10 protein-coding genes and 1 pseudogene are annotated in these 10060 nt (G+C 34.1%); 9 read left to right on the top strand and 2 right to left on the bottom strand.

The features are described from left to right. Positions 1-275: 275 nt before the first annotated feature. Positions 276-448: pseudogene (locus CP352_RS10455) on the top strand (N-acetylmannosamine-6-phosphate 2-epimerase); the annotation flags it as partial. A 234-nt stretch (positions 449-682) separates the two neighbouring features. Here the strand turns inward: CP352_RS10455 and CP352_RS10450 are convergent. Next, positions 683-1480, bottom strand: coding sequence for an alpha/beta fold hydrolase (locus tag CP352_RS10450; protein WP_089151055.1), 798 nt, complete (start codon positions 1478-1480; stop codon positions 683-685). Between the two features lie 78 nt (positions 1481-1558). Continuing rightward, positions 1559-2314: an MIP/aquaporin family protein gene (locus CP352_RS10445; RefSeq protein WP_089151054.1), complete on the bottom strand. Its 756-nt coding sequence runs from the start codon at positions 2312-2314 to the stop codon at positions 1559-1561. 366 nt (positions 2315-2680) lie between these two features. On the opposite strand from CP352_RS10445, the gene CP352_RS10440 reads away from it, so the two are divergent. From CP352_RS10440 to CP352_RS10405, 8 genes are all read left to right on the top strand, one after another. Beyond that, on the top strand, positions 2681-3475 hold the full coding sequence (locus CP352_RS10440) for an enoyl-CoA hydratase-related protein (protein WP_089151053.1): 795 nt from the start codon (positions 2681-2683) through the stop codon (positions 3473-3475). Between the two features lie 47 nt (positions 3476-3522). Beyond that, positions 3523-4461 carry a nitronate monooxygenase gene (locus CP352_RS10435; protein ID WP_089151052.1) on the top strand — a complete coding sequence of 313 codons (939 nt, stop codon included), beginning with the start codon at positions 3523-3525 and terminating at the stop codon, positions 4459-4461. Between the two features lie 300 nt (positions 4462-4761). After that, entirely contained in the window at positions 4762-6336 is a 1575-nt protein-coding gene (locus tag CP352_RS10430) for an acyl CoA:acetate/3-ketoacid CoA transferase (RefSeq protein ID WP_089151051.1), read from the top strand. A gap of 33 nt (positions 6337-6369) precedes the next feature. Then, entirely contained in the window at positions 6370-7284 is a 915-nt protein-coding gene (locus CP352_RS10425; protein WP_089151050.1) for a LysR family transcriptional regulator, read from the top strand. A 19-nt stretch (positions 7285-7303) separates the two neighbouring features. Next, entirely contained in the window at positions 7304-7807 is a 504-nt protein-coding gene (gene coaD, locus CP352_RS10420; RefSeq protein ID WP_089151049.1) for a pantetheine-phosphate adenylyltransferase, read from the top strand. Further along, the gene (locus CP352_RS10415) at positions 7804-8418 is read left to right on the top strand and encodes an ECF transporter S component (RefSeq protein WP_089151048.1); all 615 of its coding nucleotides are present in this window, start codon (positions 7804-7806) and stop codon (positions 8416-8418) included. The genes coaD and CP352_RS10415 overlap by 4 nt, the downstream gene beginning before the upstream one ends. Further along, positions 8419-9336, top strand: a complete 918-nt coding sequence (coaA, locus tag CP352_RS10410; RefSeq protein WP_089151047.1) for a type I pantothenate kinase — start codon at positions 8419-8421, stop codon at positions 9334-9336. It begins immediately after the preceding gene. Between the two features lie 454 nt (positions 9337-9790). Continuing rightward, positions 9791-10009, top strand: a complete 219-nt coding sequence (locus tag CP352_RS10405) for a hypothetical protein (protein ID WP_089151046.1) — start codon at positions 9791-9793, stop codon at positions 10007-10009. Positions 10010-10060 lie beyond the last annotated feature (51 nt).

Below are 10060 nucleotides of genomic sequence, written 5' to 3'. Positions count from 1 at the left end.
CTTGAGCAAAATCTTTGGTAAAATCATTCATGAAGGAGTTCTTCTTTCTGTATGTTTTTTTTGTTCAAACCAATCATACGAGAAAGGAACTCCTTTTTCTAATGTTTAAAGAAATAAATTTAAGGAATCATTCATCCTTACACAAACTATTTTACAGTCTCGTTAATACTATCTATGAAATATAGTTAAATCAGATATAACAAACGATAATCATATCAGGCTACTTGTTGTATGCATCGTATTTTTCATTTAAGACAGAAGTAATAGTTCAGATAGATTATGATTTAGTTAAAGCTTTGGTCGATGCTGAAATGCCAGTTATTGCTGAAGGGAAAATTCATAGTCCAGAATAATTAAAGAAAATGATTGATATTGGACCAGCTGGTATTGGTGGTGCAATTACAAGACTATGAAAATTGCTAAGACATTTACTAGTGTTTTTGAATAAATGATCAGTTATAAATTTTCCCTCTCTCAAAACAAGCTACGTTTGTAAAAGGCAGACGTAGCCTATTTATTTTTGGTCATAAAGCAGTAAGAAATCTAGTAGACTGGGAAGTATGTAAGCTATATGAGGCAATTAAAATGGCAATACATACTTTTGCCCGTAGTTTAAATGGTGTGAAAAAAAGGCCTAGGTTGTGATATGAACCTAGGCCTTTTCTTATAGCTAATTTCGTTTTTACTTACTTGAATAATGATTTTCTAACAAGAATTTATAAAGAATTTTATTAAAATGATCAGGAACTTCAGCCATGATATCGTGACCGCTGTTAGCAACTAATGTAGCTTTAACATTGTTGTTTTGTCGAGTCATCCATGTGGTAAAGTCAGAATTATAATATGGACTTTTAATTGCTGCAACTGCGAAGATTGGCATAGAGGCATTTTGAACCACCTTTCGCCAGTCCTTAGTAGCGTGTTCGCACAACAAATCAAAATTGTCAGTTCTGCTAAATGGATAAGCTACCTTAGCTTCTATTAAACCAGGCATTACTCTGTTATCTAATCCGTGAAGAGTTTCGTGAACATTGGGAACTTTTTTAGCTTCTTCAATATAATTGTCTACAGTATAATTCATAAAGCCGTATTTCCAATCAGTTGTATTTATCATAAAAGGTGTTTGATCAATTATGACTGCTAACTGAACGATACTTGGTTTTAATCTGATTAAATTATAGAGTACGCTACCACCCATTGAATGGCCTATAAAAGCCGCTTTTTTAATTCCTAGATGTTCAACTAACTCAATCAAATCGTAAGTTAATCGATTTAAAGTGTGCCCTTTTTTAGTTCGCTCGCTACGACCAAAATTACGATGATCGTAAGTAATAACCTGATAGCCAAGTTCAGAAAAATAATCTACTTGTAATTTCCAAATCTCTTGGTGACCACCAAAGCCTGTCACGAATATAAGAGGTTTACCATTACCTTTCACATGATAATTAATTTTAATTCCATCATTAGTTAGAAAATTCATATCACTTTTCTCCTATATAGAAAACGAGTAAGTGACGTTTAATGCATCATCATTCTTGTATTTGCTTAATTTAAAAATCTATAAACCAAAACTAATTTTATATAGCCAAATTCCTAGTATTGCTCCTAAGGTTGTAGCAACTACAGGAATCCAACTGTAACCCCAGTTTGAATTTCCTTTGTTTGGAATAGGTAGAATTGCGTGTACAATTCTTGGACCTAAGTCTCTAGCAGGATTTAATGCGGGACCAGTAGGACCACCGCCGGCCATAACTAGTGCGGTAATAATTAGTCCGATACCAATGTTGGCAATATCGATAGATTGTTTAAAGAACATTCCACGATAAAGTCCCATTGCGACAAATCCTAAAATGGCAGTATCAATGAATTCACTGATAAAACCGTTGAGCTTATTGTTTAAGGTTTCACCAGTGGAGAAACAAGCTAAAATTGCTCCTTCATTATTAGGAGTCTCTTTAAAGTACACCCAATAAATTGCTACAACTAGCAGTTGCCCAGCAATTGCACCAAGCATTTGAGCAATTATATATTGTACAACGTGATCCCAAGGGAAAATTCCACATACGGCTTCACCTATAGTAATGGCAGGATTAATGTGGTTACCAGAAATTGAGCCAAATAGCATGGCAGACAACATAACACCGAATCCAAAGCCCCAAGCAATGAAATTCCAACCACCATTTGATTGACCATCTTTTCCATTACCTGTGGTGCCTTTCAAAAATGAATTTGCTACAGCACCATTACCTAAAATTACTAAGATTGCAGTTCCAAAAAACTCTGCAATATAACGAGATATCCATAGTCCCGACATATTTCTCACTCCTTTTACATAATTTCAACCTGATTATATGCAGCTTAAGCTAGAAATGACAATCTCATAAGACTTATCTAATAGTAATTGTTATGATAACTATCAAAGAAAGTTATATGAGGCAAATAGCCAATAATGAAAGCGGTTTACGCAGAACTATAATAAATAACTCACAATAATATTTAGCTTGTTATATTATATATAACCAAAAGTAATACACTGCTTTCACACTACGAGGACAAGCACTTACATAAGCTTCATAAAAATATCTGAAAATAATTGTAAATTTGAATTTTGTGCATACTTGAACAAAAATTAATGGCGATGAGAGCGAAAGATGAGTTTATTTTTTGAAAGGACAAAATTATGAGTTTTAATAAATACGAAAATGTTTTGTTAGATGAAGCAGAAGATGGCATTGCTGTCTTAACTATTAATCGTCCAAAGGCTTTAAACGCTTTGAACTTAGCAACTTTGCAAGATATCGGTGACGCTTTAAAAGAAGTTAAAGCAAGAGACGACATTCGTGTTTTAATCGTTACTGGTTCAGGTGCTAAGTCATTTGTTGCAGGTGCTGACATTAAGGAAATGCAAAATGATAATGTAACTGAAGCTTTGAAGTTATCAAAACTTGCTCACTCATCATTTGGCGAAATAGAACATTTACCACAATTCGTTATTGCTGCTGTTAATGGCTACGCTTTAGGTGGTGGTTGTGAACTTGCATGCTCATGTGATATGAGAATTGGTTCTACCAAGGCTAAGGTTGGTCAACCTGAAACTGGGTTGGGTATTATTCCTGGATTTGGTGGTACCCAAAGATTAACTCGTGTTGTAGGTAGAGGTAAAGCTAAGGAATTGATTGCTACCTGCGATATGATTGATGCTAAGGAAGCATATAGAATCGGTTTGTTCGATGAACTTGCAGAACCTGATGAATTAATGGATAAGGCTAAGGAAATCGCTCATAAGATTATGAAGAATGCTCCATTATCAGTAGCTCGTGCTAAGTACTCAGTTGATAGAGGTGCAGACTTACCACTTGATATTGCTATCGATCTTGAAAGCCAAATTTGGGCTGAAATGTTTGGTACTACAGACCAAAAAGAAGGTATGGCAGGATTCGTTGAAAAGAGAGAAAAGAACTTTACTGGCAAGTAATTGAAAATTTAATGTGTTTTGTTTGGTTAATACTAGGAGAATAAATTATGAATAGAGTCACAGAATTATTAGGTATTAAGTATCCAGTTGTACAAGGTGCTATGCAAGAAGTAGCTACTGCTGATCTAGCAGCTGCTGTTTCTAACGGGGGTGGTTTAGGTATTATTGCCGCTGGTGGTAAGACCCCAAATGAATTAAGAGAGCAAATTCAAAAGGCTAAGAAGTTAACTGACAAGCCATTTGCTGTTAACTTAATGTTGATGGATAAGAATACACCAGAACACGTTAAAGTAATTATTGATGAAGGCGTAAAGATCGTTACTACTGGTGCTGGTACTCCTAAACCATATATGCCTGACTTAAAGGCAGCAGGAATTAAGGTTATGCCAGTTATTCCTAATGTAAAGATTGCTAAGAAAATGGAAGAAATGGGTGCTGACGCAGTTATCGTTGAAGGTATGGAAGCCGGCGGTCATATCGGTGGAACTACTTCAATGGTATTATGGCCACAAATTGCTGATGCAATCAATATTCCATTAATTGCTGCTGGTGGTATCGGTGACGGTCGTGGTGTTGTTGAAGCATTTGTAGCTGGTGCTGAAGGTGTACAATGTGGTACTATTTTCTCAATTGCTAAGGAAAGTCCTGTAGGTGATAACTGGCGTAAGGCTGTTATTGACGCTACTGATACTGGTACTGCTGTTGTGGGCTCTACTATTAAGGGCGGTGCTACTCGAGGTATTGCTAATGAAGAAGCAGGTAAGTTGTTTGAGCTTGAAAAGACAGGTGTATCAAGAGATGAATTTAATTCAGCATTGAACAAAGGCTTGTACGTTGGTGTAAGAGAAGATGACCCTGATAAGAGTTTCTTTATGGCTGGTGAAGTTGCCGGTCTAATTAAAGAATCTAAACCTGCTGCAGAAATTGTTAAAGATTTGATGGATGATGCTCAAAGAATCTTAAATAAAAACATCGAAATTATGTAATTTAAAGCCATTTTATGATGGTAGAATTAATGTATAAATTGATTTATAATCAAGCGGTAAAAAAGACGAATATAATTTCGTCTTTTTTTATTATGAGCTATAACCAATAGTTATGAAAACACTGAAAATTAATGATTTTACAATTCGTGATGTAAGCGTTATCTTATAGGCGTAAAGAAAATAAATGATTCCAAAATTCTACTAATTTGAAACATACTCTCATACATATTATTAAACTCATCTGGTTTCCAATTCAGTAGAAACGTAGTTAGTTAGATTTAAACATAGGAGGATAAATCTATGTCTGTTAAAGTTATTGACAGTAAAACTGCAGCAGAATTGATCCCAGATAATGCCAGTGTAGCTCTTGATGGCTGCCTTGGCACTGATGTCGCTGAAGAAATTCTTGAAATGATGAAAAAGAGATACCAAGAAACTGGACACCCAAAGGATTTGGATGTTTGGTATGGATGTGGTATCGGTGATAACAAAGGTTCAGCTGTTGAAAATTTTGCTGAAAAAGGAATGCTCCGTCGAGTAGTTGGTGGGCTTTGGTCATTAGCTCCAAAGCTTGCACCGATGGTTGCGGATAATGATTTTGAAGCTTTTAATTTCCCACAAGGTACAATTTCACAATTGTTTAGAGATGCAGCTGCTCATCGTCCAGTTTTAGTAACTCATACTGGATTAGGAACTTTCGTTGACCCAGAAAATGATGGTGGTCGTTTAAATGAAGCTGCAAAGAATTCTACTTTGGTAAATAGAATTAAGATTCATGGTAAAGATTACTTAGCTTATGAAACACCAAAGCCAGATGTATCAATTTTCCGTGGTACTTATGCTGATGAAAACGGTAATATCACATTTGATGATGAGCCTTTAACCATGGATGTTACTGCTGTTGCCATGGCAGCTCACAACAATGGTGGTAAGGTAATTGTTCAAGTTAAGCGTGTTGTTAAGGCTGGTAGCCTTGATCCAAAGGCGGTAAGAGTACCTGGCGTTTTAGTTGATTATGTTGTTCCAACTGACAACCCTGAAATGACTAAGCAAACCACAGATTATATTTATAATCCAGATATTATCAAATCCAATATTGTAAAAGACGTTAAGCAAATGGATTTGCCTCTTGATAAAAAGAAGGTTATTGCCAGAAGAGCTGCATTCTTATTCAATCCTGATACAGACCATTGTGTAAACTTCGGTATTGGTCAATATCCAATGTACTGCGCAATGGTTATGAAAGAGGAAGGATTATCTGACAATATCGTAACTACTGTTGAAGCAGGTACATTCGGTGGTACTTCATTAGGTGGTGGTAGTTTTGGTACAGCTATTGCTCCTCAAGCTACTATTGATGAACCTTACATGTTCGATTTCTACAATGGTGGTGGACTTGACGCAACTTACTTAGGTTTAGCTGAAGCTGACCAATATGGTAACTTAAATGTTTCAAAATTTGGTCCTAAGATTGCTGGTACTGGTGGTTTCGTTGATATTACTCAATATACCCCTAAGATTGTCTTCACTGGTACATTTACTGCAGCTGGACTCAAGGAAGAAATCAAGGATGGGAAGTTAAACATTATCCAAGAAGGTAAAGTAAAGAAATTTGTAAAGCATGTTCAACAAATTACCTTCTCAGGTAAGGTCGCATATGACAGTAATCAAGAAGTCTGGTATGTAACTGAAAGAGCCGTATTTAAGCTAGTTAAAGGCGGTATTGAATTAATGGAAATTGCCCCAGGCGTTGATTTACAAAAAGATGTTCTTGATCAAATGGAGTTTAAACCAATTATTAGTGACAACTTACAGGAGATGGATCCAAGAATTTTCCAAGAACCAGTCATGAATATCAAGAATGATAAGAAATAGCTAAGTATTTTTAATTCAGAGGGGGATTAAAAGTTGGATATTAACCAAATCCGTTATTTGCTCACTATAGCAGATAATGACTTTAACTTAACTCGTAGTGCTGAAGTCCTCCATGTGTCTCAACCTGCTATTAGTAAGGCAATTAAAGATATGGAATTTAAACAACAAGTAAAAATCTTTAATCGCCGAAAGGGTAAAATTATTGGATTGACACGTTACGGTATAGTTTTAGTTAAGGAATCTAAAAAAGTATATGAGCAATATATTGAAATGGTTTCGAAACTAAATGAATTATCAGAAAATAGTAACGGAATTGTTAGATTGGGTATTGCACCAGTTATTATATCGACCGTGTTCAATGACGCTTTAATAGCTTTTATTAATCATAATCCAGGCATTCAATTAAAAATTATAGAGCGTGGAGCTTATGAATTACAGAGGATGTTGATTTTAGGTGATATTGATCTAGCTGTGATTGTTTCTCCAGCGACTGTTGAAGGCATTTATGAGGATTTAATATACGAAAATACAGTTAGGGTTTGGTTTAATAAAGATCATCGTTTTAATGATTATGCTGGTCCAATCCCATTCTCTGAAATAGAAAAAGAAAAGATTGTTACTCTGACAGATGATTTTATGGTTACTTTTCAATTGAATAAAAGATTTAAAGGTGACAGGCTGAACCCCAATTATTTTCTTCAAACTCAGTCATGGGACTTGATTTTAAATTTAGTTCAACGTGATAAGAACTTGATTGGTATTGTAGCTGCACCAATAGAAAAGAACTATAGTGATCATGCAATAAAGAATGCTGAAATTACACCTGAGTTTCCTTGGAAGATATCAATTTGTCATACTATGAATTCCACTGAAGATCCAACAGTAGAATACGCTAAAAATTGGTTTTTGAAATACTTTTCTAAATATAAAAAGATATCAATTGATTAAAAATTAAGGAAGAATAATTATGAAAGCTATATTTCCAGGTAGCTTTGATCCAATAACTAATGGTCACTTAGATATCATTAGTCGAGCTTCAAAATTATTTGATAAGTTAGTCGTTGTTGTTTCAAATAATACCTCCAAAAATGGTATGTTTTCTCCTCAACAAAGATATCAATTTGTTAAAGATGCTGTGTCTGTTTATCCTAATGTTTCCGTGAGCCTTGTTCAAAGTGATTTAACTGTTAATTTGGTTCATGAATTAAATGCTGATGTTATTGTACGTGGTGTGAGAAATAATGAAGATTTTATTTATGAACAACAAATAGCGTTAATGACCAAGAAAATGGACCCCAATATAGAAACTTTAATTCTATTTTCAAACCCTGAATGTTCATACATATCTTCTAGTATTGTAAGAGAGATTATGTTATTTGGGGGCGATATTTCAGATGTTGTTCCTGCTTGTGTAAATCGTGCTCTAATAAGAATGAAAAATCAGCATATGGCAAGGAGCGTATCATTATGAAGACTAGAAAAGAAATTACCAATTTAACGATCACAGCTGTATTTATTGCACTACTATTTATTCAGACATTTGTTCCAAATGTTGGGTATGTAAGAATTCTTCCTAGTCTTCCTGCAATAACTACTATTCCATTAACCATTGCTGTTTATGGGACTTTAATGGGACCAAAATGGGGATTAAGTTTTGGATTAGTTTGGGGGCTTACTCGTTTGGTTGTGGCCTATACACAACCAGGAGATATGGTCAGCTTGCTTTTGTTCCAAAATCCAGTAATTTCTCTTGTTCCTAGTATTCTAGCAGGATTCTTTCCTGGATTAATCAGTCAGAAATTTAAAGATAGGGATGCACATATTCAAAAAATAGGGTATATGCTCAGTGGAGCAGTCGCTTCACTGACGAACACTATTCTTGTAATTTTACTTACCGATTTAATGTTTATGTCTAATTCAAGCACCTTAACAAGTTACTTGGGGCATTTTAGTCAATCAACTCCATTGTTGATAATTCTAGTCACTGCTCTAGGTTTCAATGGTCTGGTAGAAGCGATATTTAATGCAATTCTTGTCCCTATAATTGTTACACCTCTTAATTTGGTACTTAAAAGAGCGTAAATGATGAATAATTTTATTACTGTTGACCGTAATCACTGGGCTAAATTAAACTCTAAAATGGAGCTTCCTTCTTATGAACTATTAAAAAGTTTTATTGATCAAAATAAGTTACAGGTTACAATCAATGAACTTCAAGAAGTATATATCCCCTTAGTTCAATATATATTGATTTGTGTTCAAAATAAGAAAATGTTCTCTAAATTAAAGACAAATTACATTAAGAGTGCTGATTTAAACCAGCCGTTTATCTTAGGAATTACTGGATCAGTTGCTGCAGGAAAGTCAACGACTGCTGAAGTAATAGAAGCACTTATTAGTAAATTTTACTCTGATTTAGATATTCAATCGTTGACGACTGATGGCTTTATTTATCCCAACAAAGTACTGGAGCAAAAGAATTTAATGTCACGTAAAGGGTTCCCTGATAGCTATAATACATCGCTTTTAAATGATTTTCTTTCTCAAGTAAGTAATGGAGCAGAGGATGTTTCCTATCCTGTATACTCGCATGAACTTTCAGACATAGTTCCTGGTAAATATCGTAGCATTACCAATCCAGATATTTTAATTTTAGAAGGAATCAATATTTTGCAAATTCCTGTAAATGAAAAGAAGATTATTAGTGACTATATAGATCTGTCTATATACATTGATGCCGATGAAAGCTTATTAGAGGAATGGTTCTTAACTCGCTTTAAATGCTTGCTAGATATTAATAAAGATAATCCTAATAATTTCTTTTATCATTGGGCTCATATTCCTTTAGATGAATCAATTGATTATGCAAAAAAGGTTTGGCGGACAGTTAATTTAGTTAATCTACGTGACTATATTGCACCAACCAAGGAAAGGGCTAATATCATTCTTTATAAAGATGTAGGTCACAGAGTAACATCAATAAAAATTCGAAAATATTAGAAGTATCTCTTTCTAAGCAGTTCATGAGAAATCATGGACTGTTTTTTCTTGTCGTAATGATAAATGCATGTCATAGTAGTTCAAAGTGAAGCGGAAAATCAAGAACAGTATTTTATACTTGGAGCTAATATTGTAAATTTCCAAGGATAGAAGATGAGGCATAGTACATCTACTGATACCTCATGTTGAAATTTTGTTTATTTATAATGGCTTATTTAATATCAATTATTTAGCAAAATAAAAATAGATGTAAATTAGTTCCGTAAATAAATGAAAAATAAAGATTGAATAAAAAGCTGGTATGGAGTCAACTTAAGTGTTAATTCTATTTTTTATAGCAAAAATTAAAATAATATAAAAATATATTGATTATCTAAAAAATAGATGATATTATTTATTAAATTTCTTTAACAAGATTTAATAAAACTTACAAAATTAGATAGGGGATGCAAGTATGAGCAATTTAACAAATCCAAATGATCATAAAGATCTGTCGTTTTTATTTAAATCAGTGGATCGATTGGCAGCTTTAGAAACACAAAAGAAGGCCGATACGATTATTAGTGTTCGCAAGAAGTGGGTAGCTGCCGCAATGATTGCTCTTGCTTCTGGATCTACCGTTTTATTAACTAGCAATACTGCTAATGCTGCAACTTCAGATGTTAACTCGTAAGTGTCAATATTTTTGCGGTAGGTTGTGAACCATTAGTCTAACCTTAATTTC

This window comes from Lactobacillus sp. UMNPBX1, from assembly GCF_002554085.1.
Taxonomy (GTDB): domain Bacteria; phylum Bacillota; class Bacilli; order Lactobacillales; family Lactobacillaceae; genus Lactobacillus; species Lactobacillus crispatus.
Note: the sequence above shows the minus strand (reverse complement) of the source record. Positions and strands in the feature narration are given on the sequence as shown.

Bases quoted from the DNA above. Each gene is read 5' to 3' on its own strand.
- CP352_RS10435 (WP_089151052.1), top strand. From the start codon at position 3,523: ATGAATAGAGTCACAGAATTATTAGGTATTAAGTATCCAGTTGTACAA.
- CP352_RS10415 (WP_089151048.1), top strand. From the start codon at position 7,804: ATGAAGACTAGAAAAGAAATTACCAATTTAACGATCACAGCTGTATTT.
- coaA (WP_089151047.1), top strand. From the start codon at position 8,419: ATGATGAATAATTTTATTACTGTTGACCGTAATCACTGGGCTAAATTA.
- CP352_RS10445 (WP_089151054.1), bottom strand. From the start codon at position 2,314: ATGTCGGGACTATGGATATCTCGTTATATTGCAGAGTTTTTTGGAACT.
- CP352_RS10450 (WP_089151055.1), bottom strand. From the start codon at position 1,480: ATGAATTTTCTAACTAATGATGGAATTAAAATTAATTATCATGTGAAA.
- CP352_RS10440 (WP_089151053.1), top strand. From the start codon at position 2,681: ATGAGTTTTAATAAATACGAAAATGTTTTGTTAGATGAAGCAGAAGAT.
- coaD (WP_089151049.1), top strand. From the start codon at position 7,304: ATGAAAGCTATATTTCCAGGTAGCTTTGATCCAATAACTAATGGTCAC.
- CP352_RS10405 (WP_089151046.1), top strand. From the start codon at position 9,791: ATGAGCAATTTAACAAATCCAAATGATCATAAAGATCTGTCGTTTTTA.
- CP352_RS10430 (WP_089151051.1), top strand. From the start codon at position 4,762: ATGTCTGTTAAAGTTATTGACAGTAAAACTGCAGCAGAATTGATCCCA.